Consider the following 22,847-nt stretch of genomic DNA (forward strand, 5'->3'; position numbering starts at 1 on the left):
GGGCTATTTTCTGTAAAATGGGCCTCAAATGTGTTTTCTTGGTTTAAATTAGTTGAGGGAGGAGAGCTGTAGGTGCAGACGCTCGCAGGACCTCTGGACGCTGCGAGGTCTTTTGAGCAGACGGTATAGCGTAGGCAAACAGAAACTCCCCTCCTGATTCAGGAGGGGTGCCCACAGGGCGGGGTGGTGAAAGGACAATTGCTGGATTACACTCGCGCCAGACGTGCCTGGGGCAGACTAGATGGATAGGGTTTTGCGGGAAAGCAATTAACAATCAACAACCAGCAATCAGCTAAGCGGCAGCTACTTTCTCCACCACCTTCGGTTCGATGTCAAACAGGAAGTGGTTGAGTTTGGAGCGCAGGTCGGCGGCGGAGAGGTTGCGGTAGACTTCGCCGTTGCGGACCAGGGCAATCTGGCCGGTTTCCTCCGAGACCACCAGCACCACGCTGTCGGTGACTTCTGACAGGCCGATGGCGGCGCGGTGACGGAGACCCATGGAGGCGGGTACATCGTTGCTCTCAGTAACAGGCAGAATGCAGCGGGCGGCTTTGATGCGGTTGCCTTGGATGATGACGGCTCCATCGTGCAACGGGCTGTTTTTGTTGAAGATGGAAATGAGCAGACGCTTGCTCACGATGGCGTCAATGGCGTCACCAGACTCGGCGAAGTAACGCAACTCAGAGCTGCGGGCAAACACGATCAAGGCCCCGGTGTTCTTGCCGGCCAGGGATTTGGCTGCTTCAATAAACGGCGTGATGGAAAGTTTATCCGTGGGCTCGGTGCGGCGCCAGGGGAATCCTTTGAACAGGCGCTCATTGTTGAACGCGGTGGTCTTGCCTATCATCAAGAGAAACCGCCTGATCTCGGGCTGAAATACGATAATCGCGGCTAAAACGCCCACGCCCATGAACTGCCCCAGAATGATGGTGAGCAGCTCCATGCCGGCGGCTTTCACCACCAGGTACAGCAAGTAGATAGATAATAGGCCTAAGAAGATCTTGAGGGCCACGCTTCCGGTCAGGAGTTTGTAGAGTTGGTACAGCAATACCGTCACCAGCAGCACATCAATAATGTCCAGCCACTCTATGTCTAAAAACCCTATGGAAAACAATGAAATCACGCCGTCAACATCTTTTTTACAATTTCAATAGTATGTACCGCCTCCTTCACGTCATGCACCCGCAGAATGTCTGCCCCGTTCAGTAACGCCACGGTATTAGCGACAATTGTGCCTGTGAGGGCCTCCTCCGGACCCACGTGCAGCGGTTTGTAGGTCATGGACTTGCGGGAAAGCCCCACCAGCAGCGGTAACTCAAACAACTCCAGTTCTTTGAGCCGGCGCAGCAACTGGTAGTTCTGGTCCACATTTTTCGCGAAACCAAAACCGGGGTCCAGCAGAATGTCTTTCACCCCGGCGGCCCTCAACGCTGCCACCTGCTGGGCCAGGAAAGAGGTGATCTCTTCCAGCAGACCCTGTTCATAGTGGTTCTGCGAAGCCATATTCTGCGGCGTGCCGCGCATGTGCATGAGAATGTACGGAACCTGTAACCGGCCCGCTGTGGGGAACATGTCCGCGTCCAGCGTGCCCCCGGAGACATCATTGATGATGTGCGCCCCGTGCCGTACTGCCTCTTCCGCCACCCGGGCCCTGAAGGTGTCAATGGACAACAGCGCCTCAGGGAAAGCTTTGGAGAGCGCCTCTATAATGGGTACTACGCGATTTAGCTCTTCCTGTTCCGAAACCTCAGGGGCGCTGGGCCGGGTGGAGTAGCCGCCTACGTCCAGAAAGGTAGCGCCGTCCTGGAGCATCTTCTCGGCCTGGGCCAGGGCCTGCTCGGTTCCCTGCAGGCGGCTGCCGGCGTAAAAAGAATCAGGGGTGGAGTTGAGGATGCCCATTACCGTGGGCTGCTGCAACAAGACCAATCTACCAGCGCAGTTGAGGGTGATTTTTTTGCAAAAAAGTGTATCTTTCGCGTTCAATTGGCCTATTTCCATTTCCTATAAAAGTAAAACGAAAAACTTGATTCACCAAACCGCCCAAGAGTACAACCGCGTGGTAGAAGCATGCCAGCGCCTGTTTTTACAGAAAACCCAGGACTACGGCACCGCTTGGCGAATCCTGCGTCTGCCTTCCATCACAGACCAGATTTTCATCAAGGCGCAGCGCATCAGGTCTATCCAGGAGAAGGGCACGCAGAAGATCCAGGACGATATCGCCTCTGAGTTTGTGGCTATTGTGAACTACTGCGTCATCGCCCTTATGCAGGAGCAGCTGCTGGCGCAGGGCGAGACCGAGCAGGCCTTGCCGGTGGAGCGGGTGCGGGAGTTGTACCAGGAGGAGATCAGGAAGACGCAGGCGCTGCAGGAAGACAAGAACCATGACTACGGCGAGGCCTGGCGCAGCATGCGCGTAGAGTCTATGACCGATCTGATTCTGATGAAGATCTACCGCACCAAACAGATAGAAGACAATGCCGGCCAAACGCTGGTGTCTGAAGGGGTGGAGGCCAATTACCGTGATATGCTCAACTATGCTGTGTTTTGCCTTATCAAACTAAATTATCCTGACCATGGTACTCCGTCTGCTTAGTAGGTTCGCTTGGATAGTGGTGGGCGGGTTGTTCATCTTCTCGGGCCTGATCAAACTGAATGATCCGGTGGGCACCGCCATCAAACTGGAGGAATATTTTGAGGTGTTCTCCACAGATTTCTCCTCGGTGTTTCTCTCGTTCAAACCGTTTGCGCTGTACTTATCCATTTTCCTGAGTACCCTGGAAGTGGTGCTGGGCGTGGCCCTGCTGGTACGCTGGCGCCTGAAGACAGTGTTGTGGCTGCTCTTCTTCCTCATTGTGTTCTTCACCTTCCTCACGTTCTACTCGGCTTACTTCAACAAGGTGACCGATTGCGGCTGTTTCGGGGATGCCATCAAGCTCACACCGTGGCAGTCGTTCACGAAGGATATCATCTTGCTGGTGCTCATCCTAGTGCTGTTATTCACCCAACGCCATCTGCTGTCTTTAGGCCAGATGAACCGCGGCGTGACGGGTGCCATTGTGCTAGTGGCCTTGATCTTCTCGGTGACCATTAGCGTGTATGCGTACCAACACGAGCCGTTCCTGGATTTTAGGGCTTACCGAGTAGGGGCCAATATCCCCAAGCTCATGAAACCATCGGCGCCGCTGCGGTACCAGTACGTAATGGAGAAAGCCGGCGTAGAGTCCATATTCCAGAGTTACCCCACCGATACTACCTACAAATTCAAGAAGATGGTGCCCCTTAACCCTGAGGATGGTCCCAAGATTACCGATTTCAACATCTGGAACGACCAGGGTGATTTCACGAAGGAGATGTTCCTGGGTAACCGCCTGCTTATTCTGGTGAAAGACGTGAGCAAAGCCGACCAGGAAAGTTTCAAGGAGATCAACGCCCTGCTAGCCGGCCTGGAGAAAAACCAATCGCCTAAAGTAGTGCCGGTGGTTATAACTTCCAGCAGCAGCCAGGAGTTTGACGTGTTCCGCCACGAGGTGAACCTATCTGCGCCTTACTTCTTCGCCGATGCCACCGTGCTGAAAACCATGATCCGCTCCAACCCAGGCCTGCTGCTTTTCAAGAACGGCATTGTGGTAGGCAAGTGGCACTACAATGATATCCCAGACCTGCCGGAGGTGCAGAACCTGGTAAAATAGCTGTTGTCTGCACCGATGTATTTGCCCTGTTATAGACACAGCGTTTCTGACCAGTTTTTACTTATAATGGCTCGAAAACGTAGGTTGCAATGGCGAATGGTAGTGAGCAACCCAATTGGGGAATGACGGTTTTCCCCTGATGCTTGTGCCTGTCTGGTTTAGATCGGATTGCTGCTATTTTGATTATTCAGCCTTTGTCAATCTTCGTATACATCTGAATAGGACGATGGTGCGGCATGCCTTTCCTCAATTGTTGGACCTTATCACAGGCTATTGCGTACATGCTGTTTGCAAGCTGTTTTTGAGAAAGTAGCCCCTAAACGAACCGGTATATCTCTGGTTTGATGACCCCTTGAATATTGTGCCTGATTTCATGTCTCCCACCCGAGTGCTTCCCCAACTGAACGAACTATCTTCCAAAGTCTTCCTTGTAGGTATGCCCGGCTGCGGCAAATCAACGGTAGGAAAGGAACTAGCGCAGCGGCTGCAATACACTTTTCTGGACCTGGACACTGTGATTGAAGAGCAGGAGGGATGCACGGTGCCGCAGGTGTTTGAGCAGCGCGGGCAGGAGTACTTCCGGCAGGCCGAGGCCCGGGCCCTGCGCTTGGCTGCCGCCCGACCCGAGCACCTGGTGCTGGCTACCGGTGGCGGTGCGCCCTGTTTCTGTGAGAACATGGCTTTTATGGTTTCTCAAGGCACCACGGTTTATTTGAAACTCACCCCCACCGAGTTAATGGACCGTTTAAGACCTTCTGACCTGCAGAGCCGGCCCTTGCTGCGGGATAAATCCCCCGATGAGCTGCTGAGGTATCTCTCTGATACACTGCATCAACGAGAACCGTTTTACCAACAGGCATTCTGCCAGGTTGCCGCCGGTGCCTCATCTGTGTCTGCTATTGCGCAGGAAATAGTACAGTGTCTTCCTGGTGCCACAGATCAGGTTAGTGGCTGTATCTAGATAATTTTAGTTATTTTTGTGCGTTTCCTGGCAAGAAACGTTTCGTTTAATTTTTCCTGTTTACTATGAAACCGAATCACAAAGGATCTGCAACTCTGTTCAAGAATCCAGTACTGGAGCGGCTCACCCATACGCACATTGCGCTTCCTATCTCAATTTTTTTGGTGATTGCTACTGGTCTGCTGGTGTACGGCTTTAGGTACGGCTTCCTGGATGTGCTCTCAGCGGTAGGTTTGTTTGTGGCCGGCTGGCTTATTTTCTCCTTAGTGGAGTACATGGCGCACCGCTACATTTTCCACATGGCGCCCACCAATGAGTTCAAGAAGAACATCCAGTACACGTTTCACGGAAACCACCACGACTACCCTAAAGACAAAACCAGGCTGGCCATGCCACCCATCGTGAGTCTGTTTATTGCCTCGTTTTTCTTTTTCGTGTTCAAACTGATCTTCGGGTCGCTGGTGTTTGGCCTGGTGGCCGGGTTCCTGTTTGGGTACGCGCTTTACCTTTTCGTGCACTACGCGGTGCATGCCTACGCGCCTCCCAAGAACTTCTTGAAACAACTCTGGATTCACCACAGCATCCACCACTACAAGGATCCTGAGCGGGCTTACGGCGTGTCCTCTCCTCTCTGGGATTGGATCATGGGCACCATGCCAGAGCAGCGTAAAAGATAATGTATATCTACATAAAAAGAGAAGGCCACCTTTACAGGTGGCCTTCTCTTTTTAGCGTTGTTGGAGCAAGTGAACACTAGAGCCGGTTTCTTCCTCCGCCCCGTAATTTACGGAGTAGCCACATGATCAGAGCAATCACGATAACGATAATGATCACCGCTGTCCACATACCGGCCTGGAAAATATCCCCGATAACATCACAGCTGGAAAGCGTCATGGACATGATCAGCATGAACGCGAAAAAGTATGCTTGTAAATTTCTCATATCAGTAAGTTTAGGTCATTGATTAAAGGCTTGGTTTACACCATTGAACCATTTGTATTCTGATTACTCTGTTTTATACAAAAAGGTTAAACTCTGGTTTTCCCATTCTGCCATTTATACAGCCTTGTCGCTCTGTATTTTCCTGATATGCAAGGTTTGATGAATACTGTCCAAGTATAGATATAGATAGTCTGTTGTGAGAAGCTAGGTCTGATAAGAAGTATGTTTTTTGTTATGGGGTTAAGTGGAAACCTTTGAAGTGGAAGAGCTAGGATAGCCTTGTCAAACCTAAGTAAGACTAACCAACATGGAGCTAATTTGCTTCTTTGGTTTAGAACTGTTTTGGGTAAAACAGGCTTCAAACAGTTTTCTGACCAGAGAAGCGATGGGTGTTATACCGCTGGATCTCTGCCGGCTTGGATCATTGATGAGCCAAGTTCCTCTAAACAAGAAAGGCCCGTCTTGTAGACGAGCCTTTCTTGTTTAGAGCATTAGTGATGCTACTATCTCAATGCAATTGGATCTGGTTTACCATCGGGGTCATTGGTCACCAAGCCTTGAGAATTAACTCTTCCGCCAGTTAAGGCCAAGATGCCGGCTACGTGCGGAGCTGCATAAGAAGTACCGTTGCCGTTCACGTATCCGCTGCCTTTCCAGGTAGTTTTGATGTTGGTGCCCGGCGCTGCATATTTCACAGAAGCCCCGAAGTTAGAGGAAGGGTTGAACTTGCCGTAAGAGTCCATATTGGATACTACGTAGACGTTAGTTGCTACCACGCGGGCCGGAGAATCAACCTTGCAGTCAATGGAGCTGTTACCGGATGCCACTACTACAAACATACCTTTGGCAGCTACTTTCTTCACCAGGTCATCCAGCATGGTGGAAGCGGCCACGCGCAAGCTCATGTTCACTACATCGCCAGCTTTACCAAAGGTGTAGGCATGGTTCAACGCCGAGTAAATACGGGTAAGGGTCCCGTAACCGGTGTTGTCAAAAACGCGCAGCGCTACGATGGTAGCATTTGCCGCTACGCCTACCACGCCTGTTGTGTTATTTTTAGCGCCAATAATTCCCGCAACCGCTGTGCCGTGGCCGTAACCGTCTTCCCAAGAAGTAACTCCAGAGATAAAGGATTTGCTACGGGTCTTGTCTACGTTCAAATCTGGGTGAGTAGACTGTACGCCTGAGTCAATGACCCAAACCGTTTTGCCGGTACCATCGCCGTATCCTACCCGGGCGACGCCCCAGGGAATAGATTGGGTAGTGGCGGTGGTGGAGGTAGTAGTTTCAGCAGAAAGGGTAGCTACTGCATTCTCTAACTGAACCGTCTGCTCCTGCTCTACATACGCAATGTTCTCATCTTGCCTTAACTGTTGCACCTGGTCTTTGCTGAGGTTACCGGTAAACCCATTAGATGCACCATCAAACACTTCGCCTACACGATCCTGGTTTATGCCTAATCTTGAAAATAAACGGTTTCTTAATTCTTGTTTAGAAGCGGCAGTGCCATTCTTCATTACAACAATGTATTTACCTTCTACCACTTTGGAGGCAGCGGCAGGAGGAGTTGGCACAGTGGCCGTTTCTTCTAAAAGCTCGTCTTTCTGGCAGCCCGCCATAGAGAATACAGAGGCCAACGCGAAGAAAGAGACAGCTTTTTTGAAATTAGTTGATCGCATAGTCAATCTTTTTGAGTTAAAGACAAAGTGCAACGTAACCAATTGTTACGCTTCTTCGTAACCGCCGACCCTTGTTTATGGTTCAAACAATTCTCAATATTTAAGATGGTAATGAAATTTTTAGTAGTTGTTAGATTGGAAATGTTATATACATTGTTTATTGTAGTCAATTAAAAAGCTTGCTGCTAGAGCTAAACTAGCTGATTTGTATATAGTTTAGTGAAAGTTATTCTTTATAGATATGCTTTAAATAATAGTTTCTAAGATGTCAAAAAGCAATAAAGCATGTCACTGAAAAACTGCATCTACAGTAGCTTTTATATATTAATAAAGTGTTATGCATGAGGGAACATGTGAGTGTGCTAGGATATGTGGAGAAAAAATCACTCAATAGTTTTTTATTCCTTCTATGATTTATTTCAATTGTTTGAGGAATTGCTCAGAATGGGAAAGATAATATGAATATTGTAGTATTTATATATTTTTATAATATCTGAAAGGTAACTATGTAGTTGTAGAATCTTGCTTGTTTAGTTAGCTCATGATTACAAAATGCTTTGGTTATCCTGCTCTATCTCTCCTCTAATTACAGCAGCATTATACTAACCTCCTGTTTCTAAGTAGTATCATGGCTTATTGACCGCGTTCTTAGACGAACAGAAATATAATTTAAAACAATAGGAAAGTGTCAGTAGTATTTTGAATTATATCTTTCAATAGACTATATGGAAGAGGAAATAATCAATAAGTTAAAGAAAAATAGCCCAATTTATTATGTATGCATAATAAATTTTATGATTAATCCTTGAAGATTATGGCTATTATTTTATGGTTTTACTCATAATCTCTGAAAAGGTTATATAAATAATTAAATTAAAATTATAAAATATGGTAGAAAATTAGAGGTGAGTTAGGCCTTTCTGCATTATATGTACTTACATATGTTTTGGCGCTCTAAAATATGGTTATCATTCAATAAAATTAGCTTTTTTGCTTTGTTAGCTGAATAAAAATATCATTTAAAAGGAGGCAGTTGATATTAAATTTAAGCATACTCATAGTTTGTTATATAGGTTTATTGAAATTGTTATATTCATAAAAATGGTGAATTGATAGATAGTATTGCCAAATTTGTAGCACTTGTTAAAAGAACTAACTAAGTAATACAATAATCAATCAATATCTAGTAACCCTTTTATGAAAAAATTGTACTCGTTTGGTAAGGTTACTCTAACAAATATGCTCCAGCAGTCTTTGCATAGGAAGCAATTGGTAGGAGTGAAAACAATTGAAACGTCTGGTGAAGTTTCTCAGTCATTTCAATCCTCATTGTTGACCAAGATTTGTTTAGTGGTGATCCTAATTGCAGGGTTTTCATCTGTGAGTACCAATGAGGTGGTAGCTCAAACTTTGTCTGTTAATGCTAGTTCTTACTGTCCAGGTAGTCAAGTTACCGTTTCAGTTAAAAGTAATAAGAATGGTAAAACAGTATTCAGAATTGGTGTTTATAATGGCAATACTTCAACAGCTACATTGTTAGAGGAGCTTGGTAGCATAACTACTAGTAATGGTACTACCCAAGTTGACAGTATCTTTAAGTTTACTGCTCTTTCTAACGGAAGCCCAAGGTATATAGGGTCGATTCCTGGCCAAGGGCAGAATATAGATTTGTTTTCAAGTAGCTTTACAGTTGGTCTTCCTGAAACTCCAGTAATCAATGTTTTAAATAATCAACCAACAACAATTGTGTACGGAGGGGCTAATCCTACTTTTTCAGTAACTCCTCCAACGGGATTGCAAGTTAGGTGGTATAGTGCTGCTACCAACGGTACACTGCTTTCTTCCTCTACTACTTTAACACCCACTGAGAGAAATGCAGGTGTTTACACCTATTATGCAGAACTTTATAATTCAAGTGGCTGTGCAAGTGTTTCTAGAACTCCTGTAACTCTTACCATCAATAAGAAAGACCTTACTATTACAGGTGTTTCAGCAGTAAGCAGAGAATACAATGGTGCTACTACTGCTGCTTTGACTGGGACCGCTACATTAAACGGCGTGGTGGCTGGTGAAAACTTAACTTTAAGTGCTACGGGAGTTACAGCAGCCTTTGGTTCAAAAACTGTTGGAACTAATAAAGTAGTAACTGTAACAGGTTACACTGTTTCCGGAACAACTGCTGCAAGCTACAACCTTATTCAACCGGCAGGCTTAACTGCAACTATCTCTGCTAAGACACTTACTATTGCTTCTCCTATTGCAAATGGAAAAGTTTATGACGGAACTAGTGCTGCCACCATTTCAGGTACGTTGACTGGCGTTATCTCACCGGATGTAGTTACTTGGAACAATGTTGGTACTTTTGCCACAGCAAATGCTGGAAATGGAATTGCGGTGACTTCTACAGGGGGCTTATCTGGTGCCGATAAGGATAACTATACATTAACGGCTCCTACCGGGTTAACTGCCAACATTACTAGAAGATCACTTGTTGTAACTGCTGTGGGCCAGAACAAAGTATACGATGGTACTACAAGTGCTACCGTTACCCTTTCTTCTGATAAATTAGGAGCAGATGATGTGGTGCCTGCTTATACGTCTGCAGCATTCGTGGATAAAAATGTGGGTACCAGATCAATCAATGTGAGTGGAATCTCAATTAGCGGTACAAGTATTAACAACTACACGCTGTCTAATACTACTGCAACTACTTCAGCGAACATCACCCAGAAAGTGCTAGTTGTTTCAGCTACAGGGCAGAATAAAGTGTACGACGGTAATACGGCTGCAGTAGTTACTCTGGCAACAGACAAGCTTGCTGCAGATAATGTTGTGCCTGCTTATAGTTCCGCTGTTTTTGCCATGAAAAATGTAGGAACCAGATCTATTGCTGTTGGCGGAATTTCGCTCAGTGGTACTGATGCAGGTAACTATAGCTTTAACACTACGGCAACTGCTTCAGCGAACATCACCCAAAGAGCACTTGTTATTTCTGCAACTGGTCAAAACAAAGTCTATGATGGAACCACTGCGGCTACAGTTACTCTATCCTCTAATAAGGTGAGCGCAGATGACGTGACCCTATCTTATGCAACTGCAACATTTGTTGAGAAAAATATAGGAACTAGAGCAATCAATGTAACTGGTATCTCGATCACGGGTGCGGATATAGCGAACTATACTTTTAACACTACCGCAACTGCTTCGGCTAACATAACTCAGAAAGTGCTTGTTATTTCAGCAACTGCGCAGGAGAAGGTGTACGATGGTACAACTTCCGCCACCGTCACTCTGTCCACAAATAAATTAGCTAACGATGTGGTGACTACGGCATTTACTAGTGCCAGTTTTGCTACTAAGGTTGTTGCTGCTAATAAGACAGTAACGGTAAGTGGGATCACAATAGCCGGTGCAGATGCTCCAAATTATTCCTTCAATCCAACAGCCACCACAGTTTCTGTTATTACTCCTAGGTCTTTGAACGTTACTGCAACTAGCCAAGATAAAGTCTACGATGGAAACAATACAGCTCCTGTTACTTTGTCAACAGACAAAATTTCTGGAGATGTTGTAACAGCTGTATATGCAACGGCTACTTTCGCTGATAAAAATGTAGGGGTAAACAAAGTTGTAAAGGTAGAAGAAGTTAGAATTGAAGGAGCAGATGCTGGAAACTATATCCTTTCAAATATTATTGCGCCTCCTTCCGCTGCTATTACACCTAAATTAATAACTGGTACCTTTACAGCAAACGATAAAGCTTGGGATGGTACTACCAATGCAACAGTAGCATCTCGTCAATTAGTAGGTGCGGTTCCTGGAGATGTAGTTAGTCTTACAGGAGGTGTCGCAAAGTTTGAATCTTCACAAGTGGGTACTTGGCCAGTAACTTTAACCGGGTATGGCATGTCTGGTACCGATGCAGGAAATTACAGCTTAACCTCTGTAGCGCCAACTTCGGCTAAAATAACCGAGCAAATTCTGCCAGTTTCATTGATTTCTTTTGAAGGAAAGCAAAAAGCGTCGGCAATTGATTTGTCATGGACAACTGCCGCTGAGAAAGACAATGACTATTTCCAGATTGAGCGTAGCCAAGATGGTAAAACTTTCACTAGCGTAGGAAAGGTGAAAGGAAACGGGAATAGCAATGTGTTGAGGAATTACAACTTCTCAGATGCTTCTGCGCAGGCCGGCGTGAACTACTACCGCTTGAAACAAGTTGACTTTGACGGTAAGTTTGAGTACTCAAAGGTGATTGCAGTGAAGGCAGAAGCTAAGGCAGGTGTTCAGGCGTCATTAGAAGTTTATCCGAACCCAACTGCAAGCAAAGTTTATGTTACCTCTTCTCAAGTAAGTGGTGCCGCAATTGTAACTGTGTTCCATGGCAACGGCAGAGTAGTGCTACAGCAAAATGTTCAAGTAGAAGTTGGGCAGCCTTTGAGCCTTGATCTCACTAACTTTGCTTCAGGTGTGTATTACCTGCAAGTGCAGACTGCTACAGGAAAAGTAACTTCTCGTGTAGTAAAGCAATAAGTAACCTTTTATTTAGATAAGTAAGCGCAGGCCACCTCTACAGAGGTGGCCTGCGCTTTTTGCAGTTATGCCAGTTTAACTATTACCCTTTTTCTTAGGCCTGCATTTTACAGGTGCAGGTTTCTATAACTTGTAATACCTAGCGATACCCATAGTGGGCATAGGAAGGTTCTGTTTTTAAGTGCTCCATTCTGTACAGCCTAAAACTTAAACATTGATTATTGCGTTAATGGTCCCTTTTTCCTTAAACAACATGCTCAAAGCCTATAAAAAAATCATATAAACTTTTAAAGAATAAATTTAATAAATGTTAAATTATTAAGTGCTGCTCCTTTCGTTTGTAGGTTGGAAAAAATCTATTGATTATAACTAAGATTGGATAAATATAGACGCTAGTCGTCTCTGGATTGGTAAAATGTCAATAATTAATTGTTAAAAATATGAAAATTTTAACAATATAAATATAAATATTCTAATGCCTTGCTGGGACGCAAACGATCACAAGAAAAAGTGACTCTATGGGAATGCTGAATTTTTTTTGAAAGATTTATGTACTTAATTCAAGTTAATATTGGATTGGTAAAATTTTTTTAAAATAAATATGCCTTTTTTATGGAAAATTTGTACTCAGGTAAAAGGGATAGGCTAAGGTTAAAAAGTTGCCATAATCTAGAGGTCGCCAAATTGATCCAAGAAACTCCAACTCCCCCTATTGCAGGGAGATTGGTCGACTTAGGACCTGGAAATGTCAAAAGGATCTATCTTATTTTTATATTTGTTACTGGGTTTTTCTTCATCTCAGTCTATGAAGCTCAAGCTGCTACTGGAATTAGGCTTATTAATCCGCCTAACCCTGCTGTTTATTGTGCCAATTCAAACATCACAGTAGGCCTGACAAGTGATAAAGGGGGTAGGACATCCTTTTATCTGTACATTGTTGATGGTCCTGGCCCCTCTGCAAAGGTATTAGAACAGCTAGGTGTTAATCAAGACCTTCGTGCCCACAATGACCCTAATGTGGAGGTTACTTTTACATTTACTGTAACAAATGCATCAACTGGTACTAATAGATACCTGCGGGCTGTCCCGCAGCAGGGTGCTGAAAAAGGGAGGTTGTTTCATTCTACATTGGCCTTTACTGTTAATGGCGCCCCAGTGAGTGGGGGCAATAAAACTGTTGTTTATGGAGAGCCAACCCCGGCTTTAACGGCAACTGTTTACCCAGGACAAACAGTTGATTGGTATGCAACCTCAAATGCTACGACTCCTATTGCTTCGGGGGTAGGAACTTCTGGAGTAGAATCTTTTACTCCTACACAAAAAGCAGTGGGAACATATACTTACTATGCACAAGCTCGGGGAGTTACTTATACTGCTTGTCCAAATAACGGCAGAACTCCTATAACTCTTACCATTACGCCTAAAGCGCTTACCCTTGCCGGTGCCGCTGCGCAAAACAAGGTGTATGATAAAACAAATGCGGCAGTTATTACTGGCACCTTGACTGGTATTCTGGGTGAGGATCAGGTCTCTTTTAATGGCATTGGCACATTTTCTAGTGTAAATGTCGGGAATAATATTCCGGTCACCTCCGTAAGTACCCTTGCAGGTACTGGGGCCAGTAACTATGTACTTGTCCAGCCTACAGGGCTTAGGGCTAATATTACACCCAGAGACCTTACGGTAACAGCTATTGGGCATAACAAGATATATGATGGTACAACAGTTGCAACGGTAGGATTTAAAACAGATTCCATTAGTGGGGATAATATTGGGGCTACCTATGTTTCAGCAACCTTTGTAGATAAAAATGTGGGACCTCGGGAAATCAACGTAAACGGCATTTCTATAACAGGAACTGATGCAGGTAATTACAAGCTTGTTAATGCAACAGCAGTAACAGCGGCTAACATTTTACTGAGGCCGGTAGAGGTTTCAAGCGTTTCTATAGAAAGCAGGGTTTATGATGGTACTACCATTGCAAAACTACTAGGCAAGCCTACCTTAGTTAATATTGTTTCCATCAACGGAGTGGAAGAAAAAGTTACGGTCAATAATTCTTTTGCGGATGCAACCTTTGAGGATAAAAATGTTGGCATTGATAAGTTGGTATTAGTGACCGGGTATACCATTGAGGGAGCAGATGCATCCAATTATAGAATTGTTCAGCCAATTGGGTTAAAGGCTTCTATTACTCCTAAGGAAATTACAGGTGCTTTTACGGCAGAGAATAAGAAGTTTGACGGTACTACTGATGCCATTGTCTCAGACCGTATCCTGGTTGGCCACATTGTGGCGGATGCTGTTTCTTTGAAAGGGGGAGTGGCTACGTTTGCCAGCTCAGAGCCTGGCACTTGGACAGTAACTCTTGTTGGGGCTGCTTTGGATGGGGTTGATAAAATAAATTATACATTAGGGGAAGTGGCAACTGCTACGGCTACCATTACCCCCGTTGATCCGCTGCCTGTCACCCTGCTATCCTTTGAAGGAAAGCAAAAAGAATCAATTGTTTATCTGTCTTGGGCAACAGCCTCTGAAAAAGACAATGACTACTTCCAGGTAGAGCGAAGCCAAGATGGAAAGACTTTCGGAACTATCGGAAAGGTGGACGGAAACGGTACAACCAACGAGAAGCAGGAATACAGTTTCACTGATGCTGCTGCGCCGGCAGGTACTGTCTACTACCGCCTGAAACAAGTTGACTTTGACGGTAAGTTTGAATACTCTAAAGTGATTGCGGTGAAAGCAGACGGAAAAGCTTCTGCCCAGGCCTCTCTACAAGCCTACCCTAACCCAACTCTGGGCAAAGTTTACGTTGCCTCTACAGAAGGAAGCGGACCGGCTACGGTGACCCTGTTCCATAGCAGCGGGCGGGCTGTTTCCCAACGGCAGGTGCAGCTAGAAACCGGTAAGCCCATTGCTGATTTAACAGGCCAAGTCCCTGGCATCTACTATCTGCAGGTGCAGACTAATACAGGTAAATCTATAATTAGAGTAGTGAAGCAGTAGGTATTTCTTCTTAAATATAGGAAAGGCCACCTCTGTAGGGGTGGCCTTTTTTCTTTATACCGGTCGGCTTAACTCACAGTTTTTATGAAATAGAGGATAAAAGATTAGGCAACTGTCAAAAAGTGTTTACCTGTTTTCGGGGCAAATTCTTAAAATTCAGCCCAAAGCGTTCTTTTTATATTACTTCATATGCCTGTTGTCCATGGTGACATCTACAGAGAAGGTGGGGCCCGCGAAATAGTAGTACTTTTGTGCCGTGATAGGGTAGGCCTTTATAGTGCTCCTTCCTATGTTTTTATGGAAAGAAAGCTTTTCCTATTAGTGCAGTAGATGTGGTGCTACCATTATCCTAAGCCGATCACAAAACATATTTATCTCAAGGTGCAAGCATAGTCACGCCCTAGTTTCCCCCATCCAGAGTTCCAGAATGAAGCTTTACTTACGCCTATTTGATTTCAGCCAGAAAGAAAATTACAGAAAAGAAATTTTAGCCGGGCTTACGGTGGCCATGACCATGATCCCCGAGTCGCTATCCTTTGCGATTCTGGCAGGCTTTCCGCCGTTGGTTGGTTTGTACGCGGCCTTTATCATGGGTCTGGTGACAGCGGTGTTGGGTGGCAGGCCGGGCATGATCTCAGGCGGAGCCGGGGCTACCGCGGTGGTGCTTATTGCCTTGATGCAGTCGCACGGGCTGGAGTACGTGTTCGCGGCGGTGGCCTTAGCCGGTGTTCTGCAGATCCTGGTGGGCGTGTTTAAACTGGGCAAGTTCATCCGGTTGGTGCCGCAGCCGGTGATGTACGGGTTTGTGAATGGTTTGGCGGTCATTATTTTCATGTCGCAGGTGGCGCAGTTCAAGACGGTAGTGAACGGGGAGGAGGTCTGGCTGTCAGGGAATGCCTTGTTCATCATGGCCGGATTGGTGGCTTTGACCATTGCCATTATTCTCTTGCTGCCCAGATTAACCAAAGCCGTGCCGCCGTCATTAATGGCCATTCTGGTGGTATTTGGGGTGGTCATGAGCTTGGGCATTGAGACCAGGTTGGTGAAGGATATCGCCTCGGTGAGCGGGAGTTTGCCGCCGTTCCATATTCCGCAGATTCCACTTTCCCTGGAAACCCTCCAGATTGTTTTCCCTTACGCGCTCATCATGGCGGGCGTAGGCCTTACCGAGAGCCTGCTGACCTTGAACCTGGTGGACGAGATCACCGGCACCCGCGGAAACGGCAATCGTGAGTGCGTGGCGCAAGGCAGCGCGAACCTTCTGAACGGCTTTTTTTTTGGCATGGGTGGCTGTGCCATGATCGCGCAGACGCTGGTGAACCTCTCGGCGGGAGCCAGGGCGCGGCTGGCGGGCATTGTTGCGGCGCTTACTATTCTGGTCATTATTCTGGTGGGAGCTCCGTTTATTGAGCGGGTACCCATGGCGGCGTTGGTGGGTGTGATGGTGATGGTATCCATCGGTACCTTTGAGTGGGCCAGCTTCCGGATTATTAACAAAATGCCCCGGGCTGATGTATTCGTAGGGGTCCTGGTGGCGGGTATCACCATTTGGCTACACAACCTGGCTTTGGCCGTGCTTATTGGCGTCATCATCTCGGCGCTGGTATTTGCCTGGGAGAGCGCCAAGCGTATCAGGGCCAGAAAGTACTTGGACGAGAACGGCACGAAGTACTATGAACTATACGGTCCGCTGTTCTTCGGATCGGTGGCGGCATTCACCGAGAAGTTTGACGTGGCCAATGACCCTCAGGAAGTAATTATTGACTTCAAGGACAGCCGGGTGGCGGATATGTCTGGCATAGAGGCCTTGAACAAACTCACCGAGCGCTACCATAAAGCCGGCAAGAAACTGCACCTGCGCCATCTCAGCCCAGATTGCCGCCAACTGCTTCAGAACGCCGGTGTCGTGATTGACGTGAATATTCTGGAAGACCCGCATTATGGCATCGTCACAGATTGAGTACCTCCCGTTTTAAATCTGTTTTGAGGAAAACAAGCTAGAATCGCGCCTCCTTTGGTACGGAGAATTCCGCTGGCGCGAGTTTACAACTCGTGTCCGCAGGCGTTGCAAGTATCAAGCTTCGCTCTGTTTTGTCATCCTGAAAGGATCTTGTGGACCAACTGTAGCGATGTTGCTTCAAACCCTTTCTAGTCCGCCCACAAGCTCTGTCTAGGATGACAAGAGGGGGATTGGAAATGAACCAGATTGCCGGGACTTTGAAGTGTTGGGAACAAAAGGTTTTCTGAAATGAGTGGGGCACGAGCTGCAAGCTCGCGGCAGTGGGTTGAAGCATAGGTGCGTACCATAGCACAAAAGCGTTTCGGGGCTGTTTTAAGCAAAACAGCCCCGAAACGCTTTTCCACATGATAACAAGCAAAGGAACTACACCACGTATGATAACCGGAACTCCGGAATCTCAATGTTCCCGTAGCCCAGCTCCGATAGATCTTCCTTTAGTTGGTTCATCACAGATTTCTCACCGTGCACCAAAAAGATGCGCTGAATTTTCTCTTTATCCTGGCAGTGGAGGAACTTGGCGATGTCACCGTAATCGGCGTGAGCGCTGTACTCCTTCATGATCATCATCTCAGCTTTCACTTCCACCTCATCGCCCATGATGTAGACTTTCTCGGCGCCGTTCATCAGTTTGCCGCCCAGCGTGGAAGGCTCACAGTAACCAGTGATGAGCACGGCACTGTTGGGATCGGAGAGGTTGGTTTTGAGGTGGTGTTGAATGCGGCCGGCCTCCATCATGCCTGAGGAGGAGATGATTACGCACGGCTCGTCAATCTTGTTCAACTCTTTGGAATCGTCTACCTCGGTGATGTAGGTAAGCTGCGGAAACCCGAACGGATCTGGGTCGTCTTTGAGGTATTCCTGCATGGTGTCGCGGAAGTACTGCGGATTGTCGCGCATGATATCGGTGGCGTACACCGAGAGCGGACTGTCTACAAACACTTTCACATCGGGTAGGCGACCTTCTTCGGCCAGGTAGTTCAAAGAGTAAATGAGTTCCTGCGTACGCCCTATGCTGAAGGCCGGGATGAGGAGTTTGCCCTGGCGCTCCACGCAGACTTCCTGTACAATCTTCTGCAGGCGCTCCTCGGTGTTCTCCAGGCTGTCATGCACGCGGTTGCCGTAGGTAGACTCACAGATGATGATCTCAGCCTGCGGAAACGCCTGAGGTGGGTTCAGAATCCGGTTGGCAAACCGCCCGATGTCGCCGCTGAAGCAGAGGGTGCGCTCTTTGCCATCGTCCTGCAATCTGAGGTTGATGGCGGCGCTGCCCAGCACGTGACCGGTATCAGTGAAGAGCAGCTCAATGTCCTCGTCAATCTGGTAAGGTTCGTCATAGGGCACGGTCACGAACTGCTGCAGGGCCTGCTCGGCGTCTTCCTCAGTATAGAGCGGTGTCGTGTTACCGTTTCCGTTGCTGCCCTGAATACGGGCGCTGTCCATGAGCAAAAGCTTGCAGAGTTCCAGGGTGGGCGGCGTGGCATAAATAGGACCGGTATAGCCCTCGCGCACGAGCAGCGGAATCAATCCGGAGTGGTCTATATGGGCGTGCGAGAGGATGAGGCAGGTGAGGTTCTCAGGCTCGAAGTCAAAGGAGCGGTTCCGTTCCTCGGTCTTGTCGCCCATGCCCTGGGTCAGGCCGCAATCCAGCAAAATGCGTTTGCCATTCTCTAAAGTAACCAGGTGCTTGCTGCCGGTCACGGTCTGGGCCGCCCCGTAAAAAGATATCGTCATAGGAGTAAGTCTGAATAGGTGGGGATTGTACGGGCGGTAGCCTATTCAGATGCGTGAAAAACCGTTTTGGGCCTGTTTTCTTTCAAATGAGCCAAAAACGACTTTGTGCTACCCTGCGCCAGGAAGCCATTATGCTTATACCAAGCTAAAAGACCTCGTAGCGTCCGGAGGACCTGCGAGCGTCTGTGCCAACTACCTCTCTTTAAATGAAAAGATCTCACAGGTTTTTGAAACCTGTGAGATCTTCGTCTTATGTTTTCGGGCTGATTTCTTTTAAACAGCCTAGAAATAGCCTACAGCAGGGTCCTGAGTCTTTCGGCGGCGCTCTCGGGGGTGATGTCGCGCTGGGGCTCGGCCATGAGCTCGTAGCCGACCATGAACTTCTTCACCGAGGCCGAGCGCAGCAGCGGCGGGTAGAAGTGCATGTGCAGGTGCCAGCCGGGGTAGTCCCTGCCGTCGGTCGGCGCCTGGTGGAGGCCGGCCGAGTACGGGAACGAGGTCTGGAACAGCCGGTCGTACACTGAGGAGAGGCGCTTCATGATGTCGGCGTAGGCGAGCTTCTCTTCCTCGGTGATCTCACCCAAGTGCCCGAAGTGCCTTCTGGGGATGACGATGGTCTCGAAGGGCCACACCGCCCAGAAGGGCACCAGCGCCACGAAGTACCCGTTCTCCGCCACGATGCGGGTGTTCTCCTCCAGTTCCAAGGCGAGGTAGTCAGAGAGGAGGCTGCGGCCATTCTCTGAAAAGTAGCGCTCCTGCTGCACGGTCTCCTTCGCCGGGTCGCCGGGCACGGAGCTCTGCGCCCAGATCTGCCCGTGCGGGTGGGGGTTGCTGCTGCCCATCACGCTTCCCTTGTTCTCGAAGATCTGCACGTAGCTGATCTCCTCCATGGCGCCCAGCTCCAGGTACTGCGCCTGCCACAGGTCCACGACTTTTTTGATCTCGGTCGTCTCCATGTCCGAGAGGGTCAGGTCGTGGCGGGGCGAGAAGCAGATGACCTTGCAGATGCCCCGCTCGCTCTCCGCCCGCAGCAGGCCCTTGGAAAAGGAGCCAGCGGGCGTCTCGGCCTGCAGGGCGGCGAAGTCGTTCGTGAAGACGAAGGTGGAGGGGTAGTCTGGGTTGGTCTCGCCGTTGGCGCGCACGTTGCCCGGGCACAGGTAGCAGGTGGGGTCGTAGGCGGGGCGGGTGTCCTGCTCGGTAGACTCCTGCTGGCCCTGCCAGGGGCGCTTGGAGCGGTGCGGCGAGACCAGCACCCACTCCCCCAAAAGCGGGTTGAAGCGGCGGTGCGAGTGCTCGGTGATATCAAATGAATTCATAGTCTATTCTGTATTGGAATGGGAAACGTAGGGCCTAGCGCTTGGAGAAATCAATCGGGACCAGGCTGCTGCCGTCCACAATCTCGGCCACGTAAGTCTTTAGCGTGATGTTGTACTGTTGTTGGTAAGCCTCGGTCATCTGGCGGGTGAACTCATCCAAATTATCCAGTCTCACCAGGTTGATGGTGCAGCCCCCAAAACCACCGCCCATCATACGGGCACCCAGCACCGCGTCAGATTCCCGGGCGCGGTCGGCCAGGAAGTCCAGTTCGGGGCAGCTTACTTCATAGTCATGTTGCAGGCCCTGGTGCGAGGCGAACATTTTCTGCCCGAAAGCCACCAGGTCGCCGCGCTCCAGGTCCTCGCAGGCGTCTTCCACGCGCAGGTTTTCCTGCACCACGTACCGGCAACGTTTGTAGACGATGGGGTCAAATTCATCCTGGTGGCGTTCCAGCATCTGCTCGGTCACGTCACGCAGGCTGCGTACCTGTGGGTATAGTTTCTGAAGCAGGGCCACGCCGGTCTCACACTCCTGGCGGCGGGTGTTGTACTCAGAAGACGCTAAAGAGTGCTTCACCTGCGTGTCGCAGAGCACAATGCGGTAATCATCAATGTTGAAGGGGTAGTACTGGTATTCCAGGGAACGGCAGTCCAGCTTCACCACGTGGTTCCGCTTCCCGAACATGCTGGCGAACTGGTCCATGATGCCGCACATCACCAGCGCGTACTCGTGCTCGGCCTTCTGCGCCATCTTCACCATGTCAAAGCGCTCTATGCCGTACGCGTAAAGGTAGTTGAGGGCGTACGCCAGGCCGCACTCCACCGCCGCGGAGGAGGAAAGCCCCGCCCCGATGGGAATGTTGCCCCCGAACACCAGGTCAAAGCCCTTTACCTCGTAGTTGGCCTTCTGCAACTGCGCCACCACGCCCAACAGGTAGTTGGCCCAGCCTATATCCGTGCGCTGCACGTTGGTCAGGTCAAACTCGCCACTTTCTTCCAGGTCAAAGGCGTACGCCCGCATGGTCTGGGTACCGTTAGGCGCCAATGCAAAGTAAATTTCCTTGTTAATGGCGGCGGGCAGCACAAAGCCCTCGTTGTAGTCAGTATGCTCTCCAATCAGATTTACCCGGCCCGGGGAGCGGGCTACTACCGGTTCCGATTTGTATAGTTTCTTGAATTTGGCAACAATGTCTTCAACCATAATATCTGTATTAAGCCTAAAGGCATAGCACTTTGAAATGCTATGCCTTTAGAGGTAAACGTAAACAACTTTCTTTTGATGGATTTCTTCTACCAGAATATGATGTAAAGGGCGGCCAGAATTCCACAGATGATGATAGAGCCTACGGCAAACGAGGTAGAAGTCCTGAACATAGAGGAATCAATCTCCAGTCCTTTGGGGTTGTGCTTGCTCTTAGGATCAAGCAAGGTGATGATGATCATCAGGAGCACGCAGACCACGAATACAATCCCCATCCGGTCCAAGAACGGAATCTCAGGGAACTGGAATTTCAGAAAGGTTGACAACGGAATGGTCAATACCGCCGCGGTCAAGGCTGCCGGAGAAGTGGTACGCTTCCAGAAGAAGCCCAGCGCAAAGATGGCAAACACACCCGGCGAGATGAAGCCGGTGTATTCCTGGATGTACTGGAACGCCTGGTCCAGGTTACGCAGTACCGGGGCTACCACAATAGCAATGATGAAAGACGCCACCACGGTCAGTTTCCCAAAGGTCACCAATCTTGTTTCTGAGGCGTTTTTGTTAAAGTACTTGCGGTAGATGTCCAGGGTGAAAATGGTGGAGATACTGTTGGCTTTACCAGCCAGGGAGGCCACAATAGCCGCGGTTAATGCCGCAAAAGAAAGACCTTTCAGACCAACCGGCAACAGGTTCAGAAGCACCGGATAAGCGTGGTCGGGCTTCACGTGGCCCAGTTCGTTCGCCATCTCGGCCTGGAACATACCGTTCTTGTGCAGTACGTAAGCAGCAATACCCGGCAACACCACAATAATAGGCATCATCAGTTTCAGGAAAGCGGCGAAGAGGAGACCACTGCGGGCAGTTTTCAAATCAGCACCCAAAGCACGCTGGGTAATGTACTGGTTACAGCCCCAGTAGTTCAGGTTCACAATCCACATACCGCCAATGAGTACGGAAAGACCGGGTAGGTCCATGTAGGCGTCGCGGGTACCGCCTTCACCGTTCGGGATCATGATCTCGTTCTCAGAAAGGATCATGCTGAAGTGGTCGCCGGCTTGCTGGCGCAGGTGCACCAGACCGTCCCAGGCGCCGGAGCCGCCCAATTGCTGAGATACCAGGTCAAGGGCCAGGTAGGTGGTGGCCAGACCGCCCAACACCAGTACAAACACCTGAATTACGTCTGTGTAGCCAATCACTTTCATACCGCCCAGGGTAATGAAAATAGCGAAGATGGCGCAGCCGTACATACAGTAATAGAAGTCTATGCCCGTAATGGTCTCAATGGCCAGAGCCCCCAGATACAGGATAGAGGAAAGGTTTACAAACACGTACACCAAAAGCCAGAAAGCCGCCATAATGGTACTCACCGCATCGTTGTACCGGTGCGAGAGGAACTGCGGCATGGTGTAGATCTTGTTCTTCAGGTAGATTGGGATGAAGAACACGGCTACCACAATAAGGGTGGCGGCAGCCATCCACTCATACGTGGAAATGGCAAGGCCCATAGCGAAACCTGAGCCCGACATCCCGATGAACTGCTCGGCAGAGATGTTGGACGCGATAAGGGAAGCCCCAATGGCCCACCAGGTCAGCGACCCCTCGGCCAGGAAGTACTCTTTGGAGTCCATGTGGTCGGCTTTCTTCTGCCGGTAAATCCAGTAGCCGTACCCCGATACAATAAAGAAGTAGGTTAGGAAGACAATGTAGTCAATGGTTTGTAAGCCCATAAAGAGGAGAGTGAATCAGTTGTTTGTTAGTTGAAAATG

General features: G+C 48.6%; 15 protein-coding genes. 7 read left to right on the forward strand and 8 right to left on the reverse strand.

All coding sequences use genetic code 11. The features are described from left to right. Positions 1 to 292: 292 nt before the first annotated feature. Together cdaA and folP are read right to left on the reverse strand one after the other, a co-directional pair. The gene (gene cdaA, locus J3P35_RS04585) at positions 293 to 1,123 is read right to left on the reverse strand and encodes a diadenylate cyclase CdaA (protein WP_210463180.1); all 831 of its coding nucleotides are present in this window, start codon (positions 1,121 to 1,123) and stop codon (positions 293 to 295) included. Then, on the reverse strand, positions 1,120 to 1,998 hold the full coding sequence (gene folP / locus J3P35_RS04590) for a dihydropteroate synthase (RefSeq protein WP_210463181.1): 879 nt from the start codon (positions 1,996 to 1,998) through the stop codon (positions 1,120 to 1,122). The genes cdaA and folP overlap by 4 nt, the downstream gene beginning before the upstream one ends. A gap of 25 nt (positions 1,999 to 2,023) precedes the next feature. On the opposite strand from folP, the gene J3P35_RS04595 reads away from it, so the two are divergent. From J3P35_RS04595 to J3P35_RS04610, 4 genes are all read left to right on the forward strand, one after another. Beyond that, the gene (locus J3P35_RS04595; protein WP_210463182.1) at positions 2,024 to 2,593 is read left to right on the forward strand and encodes a DUF1599 domain-containing protein; all 570 of its coding nucleotides are present in this window, start codon (positions 2,024 to 2,026) and stop codon (positions 2,591 to 2,593) included. Continuing rightward, on the forward strand, positions 2,574 to 3,689 hold the full coding sequence (locus J3P35_RS04600) for a BT_3928 family protein (protein ID WP_210463183.1): 1,116 nt from the start codon (positions 2,574 to 2,576) through the stop codon (positions 3,687 to 3,689). The genes J3P35_RS04595 and J3P35_RS04600 overlap by 20 nt, the downstream gene beginning before the upstream one ends. 373 nt (positions 3,690 to 4,062) lie before the next feature. Next, positions 4,063 to 4,650 (forward strand): shikimate kinase, encoded by a 588-nt coding sequence (locus J3P35_RS04605; RefSeq protein WP_210463184.1) that lies wholly within the window; start codon positions 4,063 to 4,065, stop codon positions 4,648 to 4,650. A 65-nt stretch (positions 4,651 to 4,715) separates the two neighbouring features. Further along, complete coding sequence (locus J3P35_RS04610) at positions 4,716 to 5,327, forward strand: sterol desaturase family protein (protein ID WP_210463185.1); 612 nt, start codon at positions 4,716 to 4,718, stop codon at positions 5,325 to 5,327. 76 nt (positions 5,328 to 5,403) lie between these two features. On the opposite strand, the gene J3P35_RS04615 is transcribed toward J3P35_RS04610, so the two are convergent. Next, on the reverse strand, positions 5,404 to 5,592 hold the full coding sequence (locus J3P35_RS04615) for a hypothetical protein (RefSeq protein ID WP_210463186.1): 189 nt from the start codon (positions 5,590 to 5,592) through the stop codon (positions 5,404 to 5,406). Positions 5,593 to 6,095: 503 nt separating this feature from the next. Next, positions 6,096 to 7,271: a S8 family serine peptidase gene (locus tag J3P35_RS04620; RefSeq protein ID WP_210463187.1), complete on the reverse strand. Its 1,176-nt coding sequence runs from the start codon at positions 7,269 to 7,271 to the stop codon at positions 6,096 to 6,098. Positions 7,272 to 8,468: 1,197 nt separating this feature from the next. Here J3P35_RS04620 and J3P35_RS04625 point away from each other — a divergent pair. The 3 genes from J3P35_RS04625 (at position 8,469) to J3P35_RS04635 (ending at position 16,773) form a co-directional block, all read left to right on the forward strand. Further along, the gene (locus J3P35_RS04625; RefSeq protein ID WP_210463188.1) at positions 8,469 to 11,804 is read left to right on the forward strand and encodes a YDG domain-containing protein; all 3,336 of its coding nucleotides are present in this window, start codon (positions 8,469 to 8,471) and stop codon (positions 11,802 to 11,804) included. A 612-nt stretch (positions 11,805 to 12,416) separates the two neighbouring features. Continuing rightward, positions 12,417 to 14,813: a YDG domain-containing protein gene (locus tag J3P35_RS04630; RefSeq protein ID WP_210463189.1), complete on the forward strand. Its 2,397-nt coding sequence runs from the start codon at positions 12,417 to 12,419 to the stop codon at positions 14,811 to 14,813. Positions 14,814 to 15,240: 427 nt separating this feature from the next. Beyond that, positions 15,241 to 16,773 carry a SulP family inorganic anion transporter gene (locus J3P35_RS04635; RefSeq protein WP_210463190.1) on the forward strand — a complete coding sequence of 511 codons (1,533 nt, stop codon included), beginning with the start codon at positions 15,241 to 15,243 and terminating at the stop codon, positions 16,771 to 16,773. 423 nt (positions 16,774 to 17,196) lie between these two features. Here J3P35_RS04635 and J3P35_RS04640 read toward each other — a convergent pair whose 3' ends face one another. The 4 genes from J3P35_RS04640 to J3P35_RS04655 all read right to left on the reverse strand — a co-directional run bounded on the left by J3P35_RS04640 (position 17,197) and on the right by J3P35_RS04655 (position 22,808). After that, complete coding sequence (locus J3P35_RS04640) at positions 17,197 to 18,564, reverse strand: MBL fold metallo-hydrolase RNA specificity domain-containing protein (RefSeq protein WP_210463191.1); 1,368 nt, start codon at positions 18,562 to 18,564, stop codon at positions 17,197 to 17,199. Between the two features lie 293 nt (positions 18,565 to 18,857). Next, entirely contained in the window at positions 18,858 to 19,880 is a 1,023-nt protein-coding gene (locus tag J3P35_RS04645) for a UDP-glucose--hexose-1-phosphate uridylyltransferase (RefSeq protein ID WP_210463192.1), read from the reverse strand. Between the two features lie 34 nt (positions 19,881 to 19,914). Next, entirely contained in the window at positions 19,915 to 21,081 is a 1,167-nt protein-coding gene (locus J3P35_RS04650) for a galactokinase (RefSeq protein WP_210463193.1), read from the reverse strand. An 89-nt stretch (positions 21,082 to 21,170) separates the two neighbouring features. Next, positions 21,171 to 22,808 carry a sodium/sugar symporter gene (locus tag J3P35_RS04655; protein WP_210463194.1) on the reverse strand — a complete coding sequence of 546 codons (1,638 nt, stop codon included), beginning with the start codon at positions 22,806 to 22,808 and terminating at the stop codon, positions 21,171 to 21,173. Between the last annotated feature and the right edge of the window lie 39 nt (positions 22,809 to 22,847).

It is taken from the genome of Rufibacter roseolus (assembly GCF_017916365.1).
Lineage (GTDB): Bacteria > Bacteroidota > Bacteroidia > Cytophagales > Hymenobacteraceae > Nibribacter > Nibribacter roseolus.

Bases quoted from the DNA above. Each gene is read 5' to 3' on its own strand.
- J3P35_RS04615 (WP_210463186.1), bottom strand. From the start codon at position 5,592: ATGAGAAATTTACAAGCATACTTTTTCGCGTTCATGCTGATCATGTCC.
- J3P35_RS04640 (WP_210463191.1), bottom strand. From the start codon at position 18,564: ATGACGATATCTTTTTACGGGGCGGCCCAGACCGTGACCGGCAGCAAG.
- J3P35_RS04625 (WP_210463188.1), top strand. From the start codon at position 8,469: ATGAAAAAATTGTACTCGTTTGGTAAGGTTACTCTAACAAATATGCTC.
- J3P35_RS04650 (WP_210463193.1), bottom strand. From the start codon at position 21,081: ATGGTTGAAGACATTGTTGCCAAATTCAAGAAACTATACAAATCGGAA.
- folP (WP_210463181.1), bottom strand. From the start codon at position 1,998: ATGGAAATAGGCCAATTGAACGCGAAAGATACACTTTTTTGCAAAAAA.
- J3P35_RS04655 (WP_210463194.1), bottom strand. From the start codon at position 22,808: ATGGGCTTACAAACCATTGACTACATTGTCTTCCTAACCTACTTCTTT.
- J3P35_RS04620 (WP_210463187.1), bottom strand. From the start codon at position 7,271: ATGCGATCAACTAATTTCAAAAAAGCTGTCTCTTTCTTCGCGTTGGCC.
- J3P35_RS04600 (WP_210463183.1), top strand. From the start codon at position 2,574: ATGGTACTCCGTCTGCTTAGTAGGTTCGCTTGGATAGTGGTGGGCGGG.
- J3P35_RS04610 (WP_210463185.1), top strand. From the start codon at position 4,716: ATGAAACCGAATCACAAAGGATCTGCAACTCTGTTCAAGAATCCAGTA.
- J3P35_RS04630 (WP_210463189.1), top strand. From the start codon at position 12,417: ATGGAAAATTTGTACTCAGGTAAAAGGGATAGGCTAAGGTTAAAAAGT.
- J3P35_RS04645 (WP_210463192.1), bottom strand. From the start codon at position 19,880: ATGAATTCATTTGATATCACCGAGCACTCGCACCGCCGCTTCAACCCG.
- J3P35_RS04605 (WP_210463184.1), top strand. From the start codon at position 4,063: ATGTCTCCCACCCGAGTGCTTCCCCAACTGAACGAACTATCTTCCAAA.
- J3P35_RS04635 (WP_210463190.1), top strand. From the start codon at position 15,241: ATGAAGCTTTACTTACGCCTATTTGATTTCAGCCAGAAAGAAAATTAC.